This is a genomic window from Kitasatospora sp. NPDC023176, from assembly GCF_055560495.1.
On record NZ_JBVHIP010000002.1, the window covers coordinates 209,140 to 226,199 of the forward strand.

At 72.4% G+C, this 17,060-nt stretch carries 19 protein-coding genes; 12 read left to right on the forward strand and 7 right to left on the reverse strand.

All coding sequences use genetic code 11. The features are described 5' to 3' along the window. Window positions 1-6: 6 nt before the first annotated feature. Window positions 7-660 (reverse strand): TetR/AcrR family transcriptional regulator, encoded by a 654-nt coding sequence (locus ACZ3YL_RS05125; RefSeq protein ID WP_188309531.1) that lies wholly within the window; start codon window positions 658-660, stop codon window positions 7-9. A 153-nt stretch (window positions 661-813) separates the two neighbouring features. Here ACZ3YL_RS05125 and ACZ3YL_RS05130 point away from each other — a divergent pair, with 153 nt between their 5' ends. Then, window positions 814-1,785 (forward strand): alpha/beta hydrolase, encoded by a 972-nt coding sequence (locus tag ACZ3YL_RS05130; protein WP_465655508.1) that lies wholly within the window; start codon window positions 814-816, stop codon window positions 1,783-1,785. Between the two features lie 18 nt (window positions 1,786-1,803). Here ACZ3YL_RS05130 and ACZ3YL_RS05135 read toward each other — a convergent pair whose 3' ends face one another. Next, the gene (locus tag ACZ3YL_RS05135; RefSeq protein WP_465655510.1) at window positions 1,804-2,370 is read right to left on the reverse strand and encodes a GNAT family N-acetyltransferase; all 567 of its coding nucleotides are present in this window, start codon (window positions 2,368-2,370) and stop codon (window positions 1,804-1,806) included. Beyond that, window positions 2,364-2,849: a rhodanese-like domain-containing protein gene (locus tag ACZ3YL_RS05140; protein ID WP_188309528.1), complete on the reverse strand. Its 486-nt coding sequence runs from the start codon at window positions 2,847-2,849 to the stop codon at window positions 2,364-2,366. The genes ACZ3YL_RS05135 and ACZ3YL_RS05140 overlap by 7 nt, the downstream gene beginning before the upstream one ends. Window positions 2,850-3,009: 160 nt before the next feature. Between ACZ3YL_RS05140 and ACZ3YL_RS05145 the strand changes: the two genes are divergently transcribed. Further along, window positions 3,010-4,083, forward strand: a complete 1,074-nt coding sequence (locus ACZ3YL_RS05145; RefSeq protein WP_188309527.1) for a hypothetical protein — start codon at window positions 3,010-3,012, stop codon at window positions 4,081-4,083. A 169-nt stretch (window positions 4,084-4,252) separates the two neighbouring features. Here ACZ3YL_RS05145 and ACZ3YL_RS05150 read toward each other — a convergent pair whose 3' ends face one another. Continuing rightward, a complete protein-coding gene (locus tag ACZ3YL_RS05150) occupies window positions 4,253-5,140 on the reverse strand; it encodes an LAETG motif-containing sortase-dependent surface protein (RefSeq protein WP_465655512.1) in 888 nt (295 codons plus the stop codon). 327 nt (window positions 5,141-5,467) lie between these two features. Between ACZ3YL_RS05150 and ACZ3YL_RS05155 the strand changes: the two genes are divergently transcribed. From ACZ3YL_RS05155 to ACZ3YL_RS05165, 3 genes are all read left to right on the forward strand, one after another. Beyond that, window positions 5,468-6,436, forward strand: a complete 969-nt coding sequence (locus tag ACZ3YL_RS05155; protein WP_188309525.1) for a response regulator transcription factor — start codon at window positions 5,468-5,470, stop codon at window positions 6,434-6,436. A 243-nt stretch (window positions 6,437-6,679) separates the two neighbouring features. Continuing rightward, window positions 6,680-8,254, forward strand: coding sequence for an LCP family protein (locus ACZ3YL_RS05160; protein ID WP_465655514.1), 1,575 nt, complete (start codon window positions 6,680-6,682; stop codon window positions 8,252-8,254). 137 nt (window positions 8,255-8,391) lie between these two features. Beyond that, window positions 8,392-8,559, forward strand: coding sequence for a hypothetical protein (locus ACZ3YL_RS05165; RefSeq protein WP_465655516.1), 168 nt, complete (start codon window positions 8,392-8,394; stop codon window positions 8,557-8,559). A 42-nt stretch (window positions 8,560-8,601) separates the two neighbouring features. On the opposite strand, the gene ACZ3YL_RS05170 is transcribed toward ACZ3YL_RS05165, so the two are convergent. Then, the gene (locus ACZ3YL_RS05170) at window positions 8,602-9,057 is read right to left on the reverse strand and encodes an ArsI/CadI family heavy metal resistance metalloenzyme (protein WP_465655518.1); all 456 of its coding nucleotides are present in this window, start codon (window positions 9,055-9,057) and stop codon (window positions 8,602-8,604) included. A 126-nt stretch (window positions 9,058-9,183) separates the two neighbouring features. Between ACZ3YL_RS05170 and ACZ3YL_RS05175 the strand changes: the two genes are divergently transcribed. The 3 genes from ACZ3YL_RS05175 to ACZ3YL_RS05185 are packed head-to-tail and all read left to right on the forward strand — an operon-like array spanning window position 9,184 to window position 10,775. Further along, the gene (locus tag ACZ3YL_RS05175) at window positions 9,184-9,561 is read left to right on the forward strand and encodes an ArsR/SmtB family transcription factor (protein WP_188309522.1); all 378 of its coding nucleotides are present in this window, start codon (window positions 9,184-9,186) and stop codon (window positions 9,559-9,561) included. Further along, a complete protein-coding gene (locus ACZ3YL_RS05180; RefSeq protein WP_465655520.1) occupies window positions 9,558-10,304 on the forward strand; it encodes an aquaporin in 747 nt (248 codons plus the stop codon). The genes ACZ3YL_RS05175 and ACZ3YL_RS05180 overlap by 4 nt, the downstream gene beginning before the upstream one ends. Before the next feature lie 60 nt (window positions 10,305-10,364). Continuing rightward, the gene (locus tag ACZ3YL_RS05185) at window positions 10,365-10,775 is read left to right on the forward strand and encodes an arsenate reductase ArsC (RefSeq protein WP_188309520.1); all 411 of its coding nucleotides are present in this window, start codon (window positions 10,365-10,367) and stop codon (window positions 10,773-10,775) included. Window positions 10,776-10,809: 34 nt separating this feature from the next. Here ACZ3YL_RS05185 and ACZ3YL_RS05190 read toward each other — a convergent pair whose 3' ends face one another. Next, complete coding sequence (locus ACZ3YL_RS05190) at window positions 10,810-11,619, reverse strand: YwqG family protein (RefSeq protein WP_465655522.1); 810 nt, start codon at window positions 11,617-11,619, stop codon at window positions 10,810-10,812. 288 nt (window positions 11,620-11,907) lie between these two features. Between ACZ3YL_RS05190 and ACZ3YL_RS05195 the strand changes: the two genes are divergently transcribed. From ACZ3YL_RS05195 to ACZ3YL_RS05205, 3 genes are all read left to right on the forward strand, one after another. Beyond that, window positions 11,908-13,452, forward strand: a complete 1,545-nt coding sequence (locus ACZ3YL_RS05195) for an MFS transporter (RefSeq protein ID WP_188309519.1) — start codon at window positions 11,908-11,910, stop codon at window positions 13,450-13,452. A 104-nt stretch (window positions 13,453-13,556) separates the two neighbouring features. Further along, window positions 13,557-13,946: an SCO5389 family protein gene (locus tag ACZ3YL_RS05200; RefSeq protein WP_188309518.1), complete on the forward strand. Its 390-nt coding sequence runs from the start codon at window positions 13,557-13,559 to the stop codon at window positions 13,944-13,946. A gap of 329 nt (window positions 13,947-14,275) precedes the next feature. Then, entirely contained in the window at window positions 14,276-15,388 is a 1,113-nt protein-coding gene (locus ACZ3YL_RS05205; RefSeq protein WP_465655524.1) for an LLM class flavin-dependent oxidoreductase, read from the forward strand. A 118-nt stretch (window positions 15,389-15,506) separates the two neighbouring features. Here ACZ3YL_RS05205 and ACZ3YL_RS05210 read toward each other — a convergent pair whose 3' ends face one another. Further along, window positions 15,507-16,085: a TetR/AcrR family transcriptional regulator gene (locus tag ACZ3YL_RS05210; RefSeq protein WP_188309516.1), complete on the reverse strand. Its 579-nt coding sequence runs from the start codon at window positions 16,083-16,085 to the stop codon at window positions 15,507-15,509. A 143-nt stretch (window positions 16,086-16,228) separates the two neighbouring features. On the opposite strand from ACZ3YL_RS05210, the gene ACZ3YL_RS05215 reads away from it, so the two are divergent. Then, window positions 16,229-16,990 carry an SDR family NAD(P)-dependent oxidoreductase gene (locus ACZ3YL_RS05215; protein ID WP_465655526.1) on the forward strand — a complete coding sequence of 254 codons (762 nt, stop codon included), beginning with the start codon at window positions 16,229-16,231 and terminating at the stop codon, window positions 16,988-16,990. The last annotated feature ends 70 nt before the right edge of the window (window positions 16,991-17,060 follow it).

Consider the following 17,060-nt stretch of genomic DNA (forward strand, 5'->3'; position numbering starts at 1 on the left):
ACAAGCTCAGGGAAACTTGGCCTCGATGTGGGCGAGTTGGGCGGCGAGGATCTCCTCGAACGCGGTACGGCGGTCCGCGCCGAGGGGGCGGATGTCGCGGGCGAAGTGGGCCAGGGCGGGGAAGTGCTCGGGGTCGGCGCCGAGCACGGCGACGCGGAACTGCTCCATGCCCTGCGCGTACTCCTCGGAGCTGACGGTGCTGAGGCCGGCCTCGGAGGAGATCAGCGCGGCGAGCAGGATCACGAGCCGGTGGTAGCGCGCCGGGATCTCCGGGTCGGGCAGGCCGGAGGCGCGCAGGGCCTGCAGCAACTCCTCCATCACCAGCCGGGACCCGGTGCCGCCGGAGCCGTAACGCCCCCAGATCGCGGCGAGTTGGGGCTGCTCGCCGAAGGCCTCGCGCAGGCGCAGGGCCAGGGCGGTGACGCGTTGCTTCCAGTCGCCCTCGGGGCGGTGGCCGTCCATGGTGGCCAGCAGGACCCGGTCGGCGACCGCGCGCAGCAGTTCGGTCTTGTTGCGGAAGTGCCGGTAGAGGCTGGAGGAGTCAGTCCCCAGGGCCGCGGCGAGCTTGCGCACGCTGAACGACTCGGCGTCGCCCGTGCGCAGCAGCATCGCCGCGGTGTCCAGGATCTCCTCGGTCGACCATCGCCTGCGGCCAGTCATCCCGTCCCTTTCGTCCAGGCTGAGCCTAATGCATGCACTCGCCAATGCTCTCCTTAATGCACTCGCCGCTGCACGCGGTGCGTGCATAATGTCGGCATCGGGTTGTCCGACCGCGACGACACCCGGCATCGCGCCGGAAGAGGAGCAGGGCACATGAGTGAGAACACCACCGCAACCACCGCGCCCCGGCCGCCGGAGCCGGACTTCGGGACGATCACGACCGGGGAACTGCTCGCCTACCGCGAGGCGGAGAACCGCTTCCGTGCCTCCGAAGCGGCTCGGGCCGTCCTCGGAGAGCCACACCCCGGCGCCACGATCCACTGGCAGCGGATCGCGCTGCCCGGCCGCGACCTCCCGGTCCGGGTGTACCGGCCGGCCCCGGCCGAAGGCGACGAGGACGGCGCGCAGGCCGACCTGCCACTGGTGGTGCACGTCCACGGCGGCGGCTTCGTCGGCACGGCAGCCCAGTGCGACTGGACCAACAGCCACCTCGCCGCCCGGCTCCCCGCACTCGTCGTCTCGGTCGAGCACCGCCTCCTCTCCCCCACCGACCCGCTCCCGAACGCCGCCGACGACGGCTGGGCCGTCCTCGACCACCTGGTGCGGCACGCCGCGCGATGGGGCGTCGACCCGGCGCGCACGGCCGTCTTCGGCGAGAGCTGCGGCGCGCTGATCAGCGCCCTGGCCGCCCTCCGGGCCAGGGAGGCCGGCCTGACACTCAGGGCACAGGTCCTGGTCAACCCGGTGGCCGACGTGACCGGGACGATGTTCGGCTACCCGTCCATGGCCGAGTACGCACACACCTCGACCCTGGCCCTGCCACAACTGCGGCTCTTCCAACGGCTCGCCGCCCCGTCGGAGACCGACGCCGCCGCCGTCTCACCGCTCTACGCGGACGACCTGGGCGCACTCGCCCCGGCACTCGTGGTGGTGCCCACCCATGACCCGGTCGCCGACCACGGCCGCTGCTACGCCGAGCGGCTGCGCGAGGCGGGGACACCGGCCCGGCTCTCCGAATACCCGGGCGCGCAGCACGCGTTCCTCACCCTGCCCGGCGTCGAACCCCAGGCCGAAGCCGCCCAAACCGAGATCCTCCGGTTCCTCCGCGCGGCCCTGGCGGGGTGACGGGGGAATGCGTTCGGCTCAAGGCCGTCCTGCACCACCCACTCGGCACCCGGGATCCTGGCCGACACCGTCACCGGCAAGCCCGTCCCCCACGCCCACGCCTGACGGCTGCGGCCCCACCGGAAGTGCGAAGCGGAGCTTGGACCGCCCGTGGGCTCCCGCGCGGTGGTAGAAGCGGATGGCGTCGGTGTTCCAGTCCGGTGTCTGCCACTGGAGTTGGGTGGCGCCGCCGGCCGCTGCCGCGGTCCGCACGGCGGCGAGCAGGGCGTGCCCCCAGCCCTCGCCCCGGTGGGCCTCGGTGACGAACAGGCAGTCCAGGTGCACGTAGTCGGCCGCCTGCCAGGTGGAGAACTCCCGGGAGTAGGTGGCGTATCCGATCAGTTCGCCGGCGCACTCGACGACGAGGCACCAGGCTCTCGGCGGTGCCGAGAACAGTGCGGGCGCCAGGCGCTCGGCGAGGTCGGCGGGCACCGGACTGGCGCGTTCGAAGGCGGCGTGGGCGGCGCACAGGTGGGCTATCGCCCGGAGGTCGGCCGGGGTGGCCGGGCGGATGGTGCCGCCCGGCCGTGCGGTGTGGGTCAGCATGCGCAGGAGATGCCCGAGCGCGGGGCGGTCAGGTCGTCGATGGGGCGCTGCTGGGGGCCGGTGGCGGAGTCGTAGGCGAAGCCCTCGCGGGCCCAGTACTCGAAGCCCCCGAGCATTTCCTTGACCTGGTAGCCGAGGCGGGCGAAGGCCAGCGCGGCGCGGGTGGCGCCGTTGCAGCCGGGGCCCCAGCAGTAGGTGACCACGGTCTGGGCCGGGTCGATCAGGTGGGGCGCCAGGTCGGCGATCCGCGCGGTGGGGATGTGGAGGGCGCCGGGAATGTGGCCCTGGGCCCAGGCGACGTCGCTGCGGGTGTCGACGACCACGACGCCGGGTGCACCGGAGGCGAGGTCGGCGTGGACGTCGGAGACGTCCGCCTCGAAGGCGAGCCGGGCGGCGTAGTGGGCGGCGGCCTCGGCCGGGGCGGCGGCGGGCACGCTCAGGACGGCGCTGGTGATCTCGGGGGACGTGGTGGCGGGCATGGGGCTTACCTCGTGTTCCTGCTGGTGGGGCGGGGATCCGGACCGGCATCCCCGGTCGGCGACGGCTCCATCCTCTGATCCCCGGGCCCGCCCCACGAGTGGCGTGAACGCCTGAGGCCGCCAAGATCCCGCCAGCCGTACGCTGCGAGAGGATTCCGGCATGACGATCACACCGCGACTGGTGGCCACGTACCCGATCCCGGACCCGCACGGCGCCCAGGCCTTCATCGACCCCACCGGCCCCGTTCCCCGGCTGCTGGTCCACACCGCCGGGTCGCTGCGCGTCCACGAGCTGCGGGAACAGGCGGAGCCGGCAGCCGAGTTCCCGGCCCCGGCGCCCACCGCGTGGCCGAGGGTGTGGCCGGCGCCCGACCTGTCGTTCGCCGTCTTCGGCACCGCGACGGGGTACGTCGCCGTCGCCCGGGACGGCAGGAGGTTGTGGGAACAGCCGTACGGCGCCTGGGAGGTGGGCCGCTGGGGGTACCTCGCGTTCTCGACGGTCGGGACGGACACGGCCGGCGCGGACACGGAGCTCCGGATCTGGCTGCGGCTCCCCTCCGGCCTGCCCGACCGCACCCTGATCCTCACCCTGGACGCCCAGGGGACGGTGCTGGCGCGCAGCGTGCTCCCGTGCGGCGGCTACGAACGGTCCGTCGGCCTGCTCTGGGACGAACACGGCGAGGTCGCCGGCGTGACCGTGTCCGGAGGACGGACGGCCGATACCCGCTACGAGGCGCGCTGGGAGGCCGGGGCCATCGTCCTGGGCGGGCCGGCGCCGCAGGACCGGGGCGCCCTACGCCTCGGCGACCGCGACTACCTGGGCACGGACTCGCGGAACACCCGCTGCATGACCCTCGACCGCAGAGGACGGGACGTCAGCTGGCACAGCCTGCCCACCCGCCAGGTCACCGCCTCGCTCGGCCTGGGCGACTTCCCGGCCCCCGGCACCGGCGACTGCTCGGTGCACAACGCCCCGTACATCTCCTCCTGGAGCGGGTTCGTGGACGACGACACGGCGATGGTGACGCTCCACAACCCGTACGACGAGGCCGCGGTGTACCTGTTCGGCGAGGACCGCTGGCAGGAGCACAGCCACTGGCTCGCCGACCCGGCGACCGGCGCCCTGCACGGCCGCATCGAGTACCCGATGGCCGAGGTCGACACCGTGGTGCCGGTCGGCGACGGCACCTGGATCACCCGGGAGTGGGACACCTTCCACCGCTGGCGCCGCTGAGCCCGTCGATACCGGACGTCCGGCGGCCGGGGCATCGGCCGCCGAACGCCACCGGGCGCGGGATCAGTGCCAAGCGGTGCAGAACGAGTAGATGGATCAGGGCCCGATTTCGGAGCCCTCCCCGGGTGGAACGCCGTGGCCCACCGCCACGGCGTTCCACCGGGAAGCCTCAGCGACGAACGGCTCGTCGACGTGCGGTGACCACAGCGCCCGTACCGGCGGCGAGCAGGGCCGCGCCGGCGACGCCGTAGGCGAGCATCCGGTCACCGTCGCCGCCGGTGCGGGCCAGGCTCCCGCCGGGCGCGTTCGAGGCGGCCGGGCCGGAGGGCTGTGGCGCCGAGGGGGACTCGTCGTGGCCCGGGGCCGCCGACGGAGTGCCGGTGGGTGACCCGGACGGTGCGGCGCTGGTCGACGGGCCCGGGGCCGGAGCCGCCGTGGTGGTCGGAGTCGCCGTGGCGGTCGGGGTCGGACTCACCGTCGCGGTCGCCGTGGCGGTCGGACTCACCGTCGCGGTCGGGGTCCTGGTGGGCGTCGCCGTGGGGGTGACGGTGGGCGTCGCCGTCGGGGAGGACGTCGGGGAGGACGTCGGCTTCGGCTCGCACGGCAGGCCCCCGTTCCACGCCGCGATGAGCCGATCCTCGAGCGCACTGTCCGGATAGCGCGGGAGCGGACCGGCGACCCCGTCGAACCTCTCGCTGCCGACGTACAGGTCGATTTGGCCGTAGCACTCCGGCAGGTGGGCCGACACGTCCAGGGTCGCCCTGAACCTGTCCCGGTCGAGCGTGACGGTCGCCCAGCCGAGGAGGGTCTGACGGCCCGAGGTCGGCCACGTCGGACCCTCGGTGCCGTACGAGGCCAGCGAGAACTCGTACTGGCAGCCGACCTCGGGCGCCCGGTCGAGCTCGATCTCGATGACGCCGTGCGGCTCCGCCATCCGGGCGTCCGCCCGCCAGGTGCGGCCCCCGTCCACCGAGTACGAGACCCCGGGCCCCGAACAGTCGGCGGCCGTCTCGGCGCGCGCGGTGCCGAGTGGGAGGAACGTGGCTCCCGTGGCCATACCGAGTGCGGTGAGACCAGGGATCGTCCGACGAAACGCGTGGTGCACGGGTATCACTTTCTCGCGGCTTCCTGTCGCTGGGTTTCCGGGCCTCCACTTCTGAAGGCCTGTCGAACCTATCCGTCGGTACACGGAGAACCGGCCTGATACCCGGGGCACTTCCTGCAGATACGGCGTGCAGCCTCCTGCAAGGCTCAGGACATTGGTCCCGACCAATTCGAGGCGGAGGCCCCTGGGACGGCCCGGCGCACCGGTGCAGGATCACTTCCCGTCGACGCGCCCGGGCCGGGCCGCCGCACCTCACCCACGCCGTCACCCGGAGGTCCCATGAAAGCCAACGCGCTCGCGGTGCTCGGCCTGAGCGCGCGGGAGGAGACGGTCTACCGGCTGCTCCTGCGGTCCCCCGGGATCGGGCTCGCGGCGATCGCCCACCTCTGCGGCACGGACCAGGACGATGCGGCAGCCACCGTCGACCGGCTGCGGGACCTGGGCGTGGTACGGGCGACCAGCGGCCTGAGCGCGTTCAGCGGTGTCGACCCCACGACCGCCGTCGACCGGCTGGCGCGGCTTCGCATTCACGGACTGCAGGGCGAGATCCGACAGGTCGCCGCCTCGCGCCACCTGATCGACACCCTGACCGAGGACCAGCAGGCCGGGAGGCACGCGGCGGTCAGCGAACTGCAGCAGGTCGAGGGCCTGGACCAGGTCATCGCGAGCGTCGACGAACTGTCCTTCTTCGCCCGCGAGGAGCGGCTCACCACACACCCGGGGCCGATCCTCACCGCGGCCCTCGACGCGATCAGGACGTCGGATCTCCAGTACCTGCGGCGCGGTCTACGGATGCGGACCATCGTGCACACCAGCGCCCTCGACTGCCCGCGGGTCGACCACTTCGCGTCGGAACTCGCCGAGCAGGGCGCCCAGGTGCGCGGCACGGCCGGCCCGCTGGAGCGGATGGTGATCTTCGACCGGCGCACGGCCCTGGTGGCGGCCGACCCGCGCGACATCACCCGGGGCGCTCTGATCGTCCGCCAGCCCGGCCTGCTCTCCCACCTCCTGGACCTCTTCGAGCGCTACTGGTCACGTTCCTGCACCCTCGCCCAGGAGCTTCCCAGCACGGCCGAGCGGGAGGTCCTCCAGGTCATGGCGCGCGTCGACAAGGACGAGGCCGGGGCCCGGGAGCTAGGCGTGTCCCTGCGGACCTACCGCGGCCACATCGCCTCGTTGCTGCGCCGCCTGGGCGCCCCGAACAGGTTCCAGGCGGCCCTGACGGCCCGCGACCGGCGCTGGATCTGACCGGCCACCGGCCGGCGGCTGCGCATGGGCCGGCTGACGGGCGGCACGACCGGGCCCCGGGTGGGCGTGATCTACGACACGTCGTGCAACAGATCGGGCCCGCCAATGGCTCGGAGAGTCAGGAGAGTTGTCGATCGAGGACGGGCGGGCAGGGTGGGCCGGAGGCGCAAGGGTGGACAGGTCGCTCACGAGGCGGCGGGCGGTGAGCTGTCGGGCGGAGGGCCGGCCGGGCGGCGGTCGCCGGTGCTGATCGTGGGCCGGGTGGCGGCCTGCACGGTGGGCTTCGCGGTGTTCGCGGCCAGCGGGGTGGTCTGGTACGAGTACACCTCGCTGACGGACGGGATGACGACGTCCAACGCGATCGAGGAGACCAGGAAGGACGCCCCGAAGCACCTGGACAACTCGGTCAACCTGCTGCTGATCGGGCTGGACAGCCGCAAGAACATGGACGGTTCGGACGTCGACCCGGCCGTCGTCCAGAACGAACTGCACGCCGGCGCCGACTCCAGCATCGGCGGGTACAACACCAACTCGCTGATCCTGCTGCACATACCGGCGAACGGCGGCAAGGTGCAGGCGGTCTCCATCCCGCGCGACGACTGGGTGATGACCTTCAACGGGAGCGGCACCGAGATGGGCATGGCCAAGATCAAGGAGGCCTACGGCAACGCCAAGGACGCCTTCGACCGGAGCCCGAAGGCCAAGGGCCTCAAGGGCGCCGATCTGGAGAAGGCCGGCCGGGACGCCGGGCGCGCGGCCACCGTCCGCACCGTGCAGAAGTTCGTCGACCAGCCCGTGGACCACATCGCCGAGGTCAACCTGATGGGCTTCTACGACATCGCCGACGCGCTCAAGCCGATCGAGGTCTGCCTGACCCACCCGGTGGACGACCCGATCATTGCCCGGACTCCCGGCCACGAGGGCGGCGGCACCGGGCTCAAGCTCCCGGCCGGGCGCAGCAAGCTGGACGCGGCGCAGGCGCTCTCCTTCGTCCGGCAGCGGCACAACCTGAACGACGGCCACGGGAACTCGGACGACTTCGCCCGGACCCACCGCCAGCAGGCCTTCATCTCCTCGGTGATGCACAACCTCAAGGAGAAGGGCGTCATCGGCGACCTCGGGGCGATGCAGAAGCTGTTCGGGGTGGTGCAGAAGAACCTGGTGATCGACAACGAGTGGAACGTCCTGGACTTCGCCCAGCAGGCCCCGGCCCTGACCGGCGGCAACGTCGAGTTCAACACGCTGACCTACGACGGGGGCGGCGTGAAGAACGGGCAGGACGTCAACCTGGTCACCCCGTCGAAGATCCAGAAGGTGGTCAAGCAGGTGTTCGGCTACGCCGACACCTCCGCTCCCGTACCCGCCCCCGGCGACACCCCGAGCAGCGAACCGACCGGCACCACCCCGCCCCCGGCGCCCACCCAGGCCGCCGCCCCGGCCACCGTGGACGTGTTCAACGCCTCCTCCGCCGCCGGGGTGTCCTCCGCCAACGAGGCCAAGGTCCTGGTCGGCCTGGGCTTCAAGCAGGGGACGACCGGCCCGGCACGCACCAAGCCCAAGACCACCACGGTCACCCACGGCAAGGGCGCCAAGGAGGCCGCCGACCGGATAGCGGCCCGCTACGGCGTCACCGCCACCGAGTCCGCCTCGGCCGGCGCCGGCCGGGTCGTGGTCACCCTCGGCACCTCCTTCGACGGCGTCGCCTCCGACCGGCCCGCCACCCCCAGCGCGGCTCCGAACGATCCGACCGCCAACCTTCCGATGCAGGGCCCCAAGGTCGAGGCCCAGTCCGACGGCGGCATCCCCTGCGTCTTCTGACCTCGACCGGGAGCACGCGCGGGGCCGGCCGCGCCTACCCGGGTGCCTGAGGTACGGGTGCCTGCAGTACAGGTGCCTGCGCTACGGGCGCCGCGCGCGCCCGGCGCGACCAGTCCAGCAGCCTGGCCGGGCTGGTGGTGACGGCGGCGCGCAGGACCGCCGGGTCCGGACCGGCCGCCGGCATCGTCCTCTTCGCCGGCCTCGCCTACGCCCTGGCCGCCGTCGCCGCCCTCTGCCTCCCCGACACCCGCAACGACGAACCGACCCCGGCCCCCACCCCCTTCCGGGAGCACACCGCCGGCTGACCACACCGCCCGTGCGGCGCCGGTGGGTTCGGCCGGCCGCGGTCAGCCGCAGGCGCAGGCCGTGGCTGTGGGGGTCGAGTCGGTGGTGGTGCAGCAGGCACCGGGGGCGGTGGCGCTCTTGCCGAGGGTGTCGCCGTCGGCCTTGACGACGTAGACCTCCCAGGGCTCCCGGCCCGGGCCATGGACCCAGACCTTGTCCTGGAGGGCGTAGCAGCAGGAGGTGTCCTCCTCCTCGAAGGTGGCGAGGCCGGCGCCCTGGAGGCGGGTGGCGGCGGCAGTGACCTGCTCGGTGCTCTCAACCTCGACGCCGAGGTGGTCCAGGCGGGTGTCCTGGCCCGGCTCGCCCTCGATGAGGACGAGTTTGAGCGGCGGCTCGGCGATGGCGAAGTTCGCGTACCCGGGCCGGCGCTTGGCGGGCTCGGTACCGAAGAGCCGGGAGTAGAAGGCGACGGATCCTTCGAGGTCGGCGACGCGCAGAGCGAGTTGAACGCGGGACATGGCGGTTCTCCTGATCGGCGATCTTGACTCGAAGCCTCGACTCGGGGCCTTGACTCCAGCCTTGATTCGATGGCTGTCGATATGGAAGACGTTGCCACTCGCATCGACAGCTGTCAACATAGACATATGTCGAATCAAGAGCTTGTGGTGCTCGGTCAGGACGACGCGGCCGTGTGCTGCTCGCCGATGGTCCGTGAACCGCTGGGCGAAGAGGCCGCCGTCGACCTCGCGAGGATGTTCAAGGCCCTGTCGGACCCGGTGCGGCTGCGGCTGCTGTCGCTGATCGCCTCGCACGAGGGCGGTGAGGCCTGCGTCTGCGACCTGACCGGCCCGTTCGACGTGTCCCAGCCGACGATCTCGCACCACCTCAAGGTCCTGCGCGAGGCCGGCCTGGTCGGCTCCGAGCGCCGCGGGACCTGGGTCTACTACTGGGTGCTGCCCGCCGCGCTGGCCAAGCTGTCCGCCCTGCTGCAGGCCCCGGCCGCCGCCGGAGGATCCAGATGACCGGGATGGCACCGCTGGGCCGCCGGGCGGCCGTCGAGTTCGTCGGGACCGGCACGCTGGTCGCCGTCGTGGTCGGCTCCGGCATCCAGGCCGCCAGGCTGTCCAGCGACGTCGGCGTGCAGCTGCTGGCCGACTCGCTCGCGACCGTGTTCGGCCTCGGCGTGCTGATCCTGCTGCTCGGCCCGGTCTCCGGCGCCCACTTCAACCCGGCCGTGACACTGGCCGCCTGGTGGACCAGCCGCCACGATGCGGACGGGCCCGGCCTGCGGGAGGTCGCGGCCTATGTCCCGGCCCAGATCTCCGGGGCGATCGGCGGGGCGGTGCTGGCGGACGCGATGTTCGCCGAGCCGCTCGTACGCTGGTCGACGCACGACCGCTGGGCGCCGCACTTGTGGCTGGGTGAGGTCGTCGCGACCGCCGGCCTGGTGCTGCTGATCTTCGGACTGGCCCGCATCGGCCGCGCACACTTCGCCCCGATCGCGGTCGCCTCGTTCATCGGCGCCGCGTACTGGTTCACGTCCTCGACCAGCTTCGCGAACCCGGCGGTGACGATCGGCCGGGCGTTCACCGGCACCTTCGCCGGCATCGCCCCGACCTCGGTGCTGCCGTTCATCGCAGCGCAGCTCGTCGGCCTGGTCGTGGCCCTCGGGCTGCTCCCGGTACTGTTCGGCCGCCCGACGGCCGGCGCCGAGGACATCGTCGTCCGGCACGGCGACCACCGCCCAGCCCCGGCCGCCCGCTGACCCCGGCCACCCGCTGACCCCGCCTGCGCCTGCTTTCCCCGAAGATCAAGGATTCCGTTCGTGAGCACTTCCACCGTCCCGTCCGTGCTGTTCGTCTGCGTGCACAACGCCGGCCGGTCCCAGATGGCCGCGGCCTTCCTCACCCGCCTCGGCGGGGACCGGGTGCAGGTCCGCTCGGCCGGCTCCGCTCCTGCGGAGACCGTGAACCCCGCGGTGGTGGCGGCGCTGCGCGAGGTCGGGATCGACATCTCCGCCGAGATCCCGAAGGTGCTGACCGTCGCGGCCGTCCAGGCCTCCGACGTGGTGATCACCATGGGCTGCGGCGACGCCTGCCCGTTCTTCCCCGGCAAGCGGTACCTGGACTGGACGCTGGCGGACCCGGCCGGGCAGGGCGTGGACGCGGTCCGGCCGATCCGCGACCAGATCGAGCGGCGTGTTCGCGACCTGCTCATCGACCTCGGCATCGAGTAGCAGCGGGCGACGGGCGACCCGAGCGCCAGCGGGCTCAGGTGTCGTAGCGGTGGGCGAACGGGCGGCCGGGGCAGCTGCGGCACTCGAAGAGGTAGACGCCGCCCAGGCCGCCGAGGCTCACGGCGCCCACCGGGTGGAGGTCGCGGTCCTCGGCCGGGGTCCAGGCCTGGCGGGGGCCGTACTCCTCGGTGCTCTCGACGGTCAGCAGGTGGTCCATCGTCGTTCCGCAGTCCGGGCAGTCCGGCCACTGCGGCTCCTGGCACCAGCCGGGGTAGCCGCCCAGCTTGGTGCCCGGGGCGGTGGAGAGGTGGTCCTGGTAGTTCCAGCCCGTCTCCCGCTCCAGCTGCTCGAAGCGGTCGTCCAGGGCGTCCCAGAGTTCGTCCGGCAGGTCCCAGCTCGGGTACTCCGTGACCAGCTCCGGATGTACGACGCACGGCCGCGGCAGCTGCCCGTACCCGGCGTCGGCCGGCACCGGCGGGGCCTGCCGCACCTCCCCGACCTCCGCCGCGGACCGCCAGCAGACCTGCGGCACCACCCACTGGCCCTCATGGGGCCTGGGGCACCAGAGCACCTGGAGCAGGTCCCGTCCGGCCGGGAAGGGCACGACGTCCGGAATGTCGCCGCGGTGGATCTGGAGGACCGCGACCATCGGCGAGCCCGGGTGCTGCGGGCACTCGGGCCACGGCTCGCGCGCCGGCCAGAGCAGCGGGCCGCCCACCGAGCTGTCACCGCGGGTCGACCGGCCCGCGCGGGGGTGGAGGCGCACGGTCTCCCTGCGGAAGGGGGCGAGTTCGGGGAACAGCTCTTCGACGTCCACGGGGCGCGGCGGAGTTCGACGGGTCACGAGCGGACGCTACCGGTGGCAGGGGACCGGGCGCACCCCGCTCTCGGGCTATCGGGCTATCGGGCTATCGGGCTATCGGGCCGGGAACGGGCCTTGGACGACCCGGACACGCCAGGTCACCGCCCGTGACGCCGGGCGTTTCCCACCCCTGATCGGCGGATGTCCGAAACTCGCCGCTTGTCCGTAATGAACGGTTGTGTTCCCTATCGCCCGGGGCTACCTTCGGTAGTGGCGAACGAATCCGTCCCCCTGCCCGTCGTTCGCCCCCGAGCCATTGGGGAACCTGCCATGGCCACCTCGCGTGCCCTGGCCACGGCTCCGCCCGCGACCGCACGTCGGGGCCAGCACCCAGGGATTGCCCTCACCGTCATCGCGGCCACCCAGCTGATGGTGGTCCTCGACATCACGATCGTGAACATCGCCCTGCCGCACATCCAGCAGGCGCTGAAGTTCTCCACCACCGACCTGTCCTGGGTCATCAACGCCTACACCCTCACCTTCGGCGGGCTGCTGCTGCTCGGCGGGCGCGCCGGCGACATCCTCGGGCGCCGGCGGGTGTTCATCGTCGGCGTCCTGGTGTTCAGCCTGGCCTCGCTGCTCGGCGGGGTCGCCCAGAACGCCCCCTGGCTGCTGGCGGCCCGCGCTCTCCAGGGCCTGGGCGGGGCGATCGCCTCGCCGACCGCGCTGGCGCTGATCGCCACCAACTTCAAGGAGGGCCCGGAGCGCAACCGGGCGTTCGGGGTGTACTCCGCCGTGGCCGGTGCGGGCGGTGCGGTGGGCCTGCTGCTCGGCGGCATGCTGACCTCCTGGCTGTCCTGGCGGTGGGTGCTGTTCGTCAATGTGCCGATCGGCATCGCGATCGCCCTGCTGGCACCGCTCTACATCAACGAGTCCGAACGGCACCCTGGGCGCTTCGACCTGTCCGGCGCGTTCACCGCCACGGCGGGCATGGTCTCGCTGGTGTACGGCTTCATCCGGGCCTCCGACCACGGCTGGACGGACGCCGTCACCCTGACCGCCTTCGCCCTGGCCGTGGTGCTGCTGGCGGCCTTCCTGCTGAACGAGCGGCGGGTGGCCCAGCCGATCACCCCGCTGCACCTGTTCCGGGACCGCAACCGTTCCGGCGCGTACGGGCTGATGCTGTGCGTGGCGGCGACGATGTTCAGCATCTTCTTCTTCATCACCCTGTTCGTGCAGGAGATCCTCGACTTCAGCCCGCTGCGGGCCGGTTTCGCCTTCCTGCCGATCAGTGTGGCGATCGTCGCGGCCGCCCAGTTCGCGGCGCGCAACCAGGTGCGGTGGGGCCCGAAGCCGTTCCTGGTGACCGGCTCGGCGCTGGTGCTCGCCGGGGTGTTCTGGGCGACCAGGGTCGACATCCACAGCACCTACGCGGGCGGCGTCCTCGGGCCGACGCTGCTGTTCGGCTTCGGGATGGGCTCGATCTTCGTGCCGGTGATGCTCACCGCCGTCTCGCACGTGGCCCCGCACGAGACCGGCGCGGCCACCGGCATGCTCAACACCACGCAGCAGGTGGGCGGTTCGCTCGGCCTGTCGATCCTGGTCACGGTGTACGGCACGGCGAGCCGCAACGAGGCCCGGCAGCAGGTCGGAGCGTTCCTGCGGCAGGCGACCCCGCAGCAGGCGGTCGCGTTCCGGGCGAGCGGGCAGCTGCCGGCGCCGTACTCCTCGGAGGTGCTGGTGCACGGGATCGCGACGGCCTTCCAGATGGGGCTGGTGTTCGCGTCGCTGGCGGTGCTGATCGCGGTGTTCGTCATCAAGGTGCGACGACCGCCGGAGGCGGCGCCGGTCAGCCCTTCGGGGGGCGGTACTTGACAGGGCGTCGGGGCGTCCAGGACAGTCCTTTTACGCAAATGGTTTTCATCTTCGTTAACCATTCCCCGTCCGCGCCCAGCGCGCGCCCGCGAAAGAGGACCTCCATGTCGCTCGACGTCTCCCCCGCCCTGCTCGACCAGGCCCGCGCCGGCCGCGTGGACCAGGCCGACTTCCTCGACACCGTGCGCACCTCGCTCCCGTACGCCTACCAGGTCGTCGCCGGACTCAGCACCGAACTCGCCGCCACCGACGACGAGTTCACCACCGACAACACCACGCCCAGCGACGAGCAGCGCGCCCAGCTGCTGCGCGCGCTCGCCAGCAACGCCATCCGCGGCAGCCTGGAGGACCACTTCGGCGTCAAGCTCGCCTTCGTCAACTGCCACCGCGTCGGCGCCTTCCGCCCCGGATCGGACGACAGCGAGGCGTACCGGGAGTTCACCTCGCTGCACAACCAGATCCGCAACCAGAGCCCGGAGCTGCGCAGCTGCTGATCCCCGTCCGGTTCCGCAGGCGGCCCCGGCGGGCCCCGCCCGAGGAGGGCGGGGCCCGCCGGGCGGCGTCCCGGCGTCGCGTCTCCGCTTTCCGCGTTTCCGCCCGTGGCGGGTCCGTCTGTTGCGTTTCCGCCCGTGGCGGGTCCGTCTGTTGCGTTTCCGCCCGTGGCGTTTCCGTGTGTTGGGTTTCCGTCTGTTGCGCCGTGTTGCGGCCCGTTGTCCGGATCGCACGCCGATCTTGTGGCGCCGCGGGCGGCCTGCGTACGGTCGACGAGCACCACCCGTCCGGCCCTCCCCGGGGCCGCAAGAGCCCACGCGGAGCCGCCACCATGCCGACCTCCCCACGCCCGCTGCGGAAACTCGGCTTCCTCACCATCGGACTCTTCGACGAGGCCGACCCGCGCCGGGGCCACGAATCCACCCTCGACCTGATCACCCTCGGCGAGCAGCTCGGCTTCGACAGCGCCTGGCTGCGCCACCGCCACCTCCAGTACGGGATCTCCTCCCCCGTCGCCGTCCTCGCCGCCGCCACCCAGCGCACCCGCCGCATCCAGCTCGGCACCGCCGTCACGCCGCTCGGCTGGGAGAACCCGCTGCGGCTCGCCGAGGACCTCGCCACCGTCGACGTCCTCTCCGGCGGCCGGCTCAACCCCGGCTTCAGCGTCGGCCCGCCCATCCACTACGAGCACGTGCGCGGCGCGCTCTACCCCGACACCGGCGCACAGGAGGACTTCAGCCCCGCCCGCGCCGAGCGCTTCCTCGCCCTGGTGCGCGGCGAGGACGCCTCCGACTTCGCGGGCACCGAGGGCATCGAGGTGTACTCGCGCCGCGTCCAGCCGCACTCCCCCGGCCTCGCCGACCGGCTCTGGTACGGCGCCGCCAGCCTGCGCTCGGCCTGCTGGGCGGGCGAGCAGGGGCTCAACCTGCTGACCAGTAACGTGGCCAAACCCGAACCCTCCGGTCCCGAACCCTCCGGCCGCGGACCCTCCGGCCGCGAACCCGACGACGCCGAAGCGCACTTCGCCGACATCCAGGCCGGACAGATCCGCGCCTTCCGCGCCCACCACCCCGACGGCGAGCACGCCAGGGTCTCCCAGGGCCTGGTGGTCATCCCCACCGACAGCGCCACCCCCGAGCAGCGCGCCAAGTACCGGGCGTACGCCCTCGCCCGCACCCCGCGCACCCTCGCCCCGCAGGGCCCGGCCCGACTGCTCTTCGCCCCCGACCTGGTCGGCGACTCCGAGGAACTCGCCGAACGGCTGCACGCCCACGCCGGCTACCGCGAGGTCGACGAAGTCGCCTTCGCGCTGCCGTTCACCTTCGACCACGAGGACTACGTACAGATCCTCACCGACCTCGCCACCCGCCTCGGCCCCGCCCTCGGCTGGTCCCCCTCGACACTTTCGGCACCACCGGCACCATCGGCGCCCGGTCAGGGCTGAGCCCGTCCGGTTCGGCCGACCGCTCCCACGGCTCGCGGAGGTCGGAACGCAGGGGCCGGGCCGGGCCGGGCGAAGCTTCGCCTGGGCGGCGATCACCGAGTGTCGGCAGACGGCGGCGTCAGTCCGCTGTGCCGTACCTGAGTCCGTCGAGGGTGAGGTCGAGGAGACGTTCGGCCTGTTCACGCTGTTCGGGCTTTCCCGAGGCGAGCGCGACGCCGGTGAGGGCGGCGAACATGTCGGCCGGGCCGACGTCCGATCGGATGCTCCCGGCGGCGGTCGCGGCATCCAGGAGCGAGGTGAGGGCGGTCATCATCAACTCCCGGCTGTGGGCGTAGGGGTTGACGCCGGAGTCGACGACGGCGCGGAGGGCCTCGGCCATCCCCAGTTTCGCGGTGGCGTAGTCGATGAAGCGCCCCATCCAGGCGCGGAGCGCCTCGCGTGGCGGCATGGCCGCCAGGAGTTCGGGGGCCGCCTCGCACAGCCGGCTCAGTTCGTTGCGGTAGGCGGCCTCGATCAGGAGTTCCCGGGTCGGGAAGTTGCGGTAGAGCGTGCCGGTCCCGACTCCCGCCGCCTTGGCGATGTGCTCCAGGTGGGCGTCCAGCCCCTGCTCCGCGAAGACACGCACCGCGGTGGAGAGGATCTTCTCCCGGTTACGCCGCGCGTCGGCCCGCAGCGGCCGGCCGGTCTCTGTGGTCACCGGAGGGCTCCTTCCTCGAAGAGTTGATAAGTGGAGGCGCCTCCGATTAGTGTGACGTAAGTGGCGGCGCCTCCACTTATGAGTGTAGGGCATGCGCTGCCATCGTTCGCATGGTGCGGGCAAGCACATCAGAGGAGAAGACAATGAGCCTCCCACTCGAAGGCAAGGTCGCCGTGGTCACCGGTGGCGCGTCCGGCGTCGGCCTGGGGATCGCCCAGGAACTCGTGGACCAGGGCGCCCACGTGGTCATCACCGACCTTCAGCAGGACCGGCTGGACGAGGCGGTCGCCAAGATCGGCCCGAACTCCTCCGGCATCGTGGCCGACGTCACCAGGCTTGCGGACATGGAGGCCGCGTACCAGGAGGTCATCACACACCACGGTCACCTCGACGCGGTCGTGGCCAACGCGGGCATCGGCGCGCACGCCCCACTCGACGCGATCACCGAGGAGCAGTTCGACCGGACCTTCAACGTCAACGCCAAGGGCGTCCTGTTCACCGTCCAGCCGGCGATCGCACTGCTGCCGCCCGGCGGCACGGTCGTCGTCATCGGGTCGACCGCGTCCATCCAGCCCCCAGCCGGCATGGGCCTGTACGGCGGGTCCAAGGCCGCGGTGCGCGCCTTCATCCGGTCCTGGATCCAGGACATCAAGGGCACCGGCATCCGCATGAACGTCCTCAGCCCCGGCGCGGTGGACACCGAGTCCCTGCGCAGCGCCCTGGGCATGGCGCAGGGCGCCGAGGCCGTTGCCGCCGCGGTCCGGACGATGGGCGAGGGCAACCCGACGGGGCGGATCGCCGACCCGCGCGAGATCGGCAGGGCCGTGGCGTTCCTCTCCAGCGACGCCTCCAGCTTCATCACCGGCGTCGAACTCTTCGCCGACGGCGGCATGGCGCAGGTCTGAGCGGCCTATCCGGAGTGGCCAGAGGGTCCTTGGGCTTCGGCGCGGATGTGACGACGAGTGCGCATCAGGA

Coding starts and splice junctions, on each gene's coding strand:
- ACZ3YL_RS05125 (WP_188309531.1), bottom strand. CDS start 660: ATGACTGGCCGCAGGCGATGGTCGACCGAGGAGATCCTGGACACCGCG.
- ACZ3YL_RS05130 (WP_465655508.1), top strand. CDS start 814: ATGAGTGAGAACACCACCGCAACCACCGCGCCCCGGCCGCCGGAGCCG.
- ACZ3YL_RS05135 (WP_465655510.1), bottom strand. CDS start 2,370: ATGCTGACCCACACCGCACGGCCGGGCGGCACCATCCGCCCGGCCACC.
- ACZ3YL_RS05140 (WP_188309528.1), bottom strand. CDS start 2,849: ATGCCCGCCACCACGTCCCCCGAGATCACCAGCGCCGTCCTGAGCGTG.
- ACZ3YL_RS05145 (WP_188309527.1), top strand. CDS start 3,010: ATGACGATCACACCGCGACTGGTGGCCACGTACCCGATCCCGGACCCG.
- ACZ3YL_RS05150 (WP_465655512.1), bottom strand. CDS start 5,140: ATGGCCACGGGAGCCACGTTCCTCCCACTCGGCACCGCGCGCGCCGAG.
- ACZ3YL_RS05155 (WP_188309525.1), top strand. CDS start 5,468: ATGAAAGCCAACGCGCTCGCGGTGCTCGGCCTGAGCGCGCGGGAGGAG.
- ACZ3YL_RS05170 (WP_465655518.1), bottom strand. CDS start 9,057: ATGTCCCGCGTTCAACTCGCTCTGCGCGTCGCCGACCTCGAAGGATCC.
- ACZ3YL_RS05175 (WP_188309522.1), top strand. CDS start 9,184: ATGTCGAATCAAGAGCTTGTGGTGCTCGGTCAGGACGACGCGGCCGTG.
- ACZ3YL_RS05180 (WP_465655520.1), top strand. CDS start 9,558: ATGACCGGGATGGCACCGCTGGGCCGCCGGGCGGCCGTCGAGTTCGTC.
- ACZ3YL_RS05195 (WP_188309519.1), top strand. CDS start 11,908: ATGGCCACCTCGCGTGCCCTGGCCACGGCTCCGCCCGCGACCGCACGT.
- ACZ3YL_RS05200 (WP_188309518.1), top strand. CDS start 13,557: ATGTCGCTCGACGTCTCCCCCGCCCTGCTCGACCAGGCCCGCGCCGGC.
- ACZ3YL_RS05205 (WP_465655524.1), top strand. CDS start 14,276: ATGCCGACCTCCCCACGCCCGCTGCGGAAACTCGGCTTCCTCACCATC.
- ACZ3YL_RS05215 (WP_465655526.1), top strand. CDS start 16,229: ATGAGCCTCCCACTCGAAGGCAAGGTCGCCGTGGTCACCGGTGGCGCG.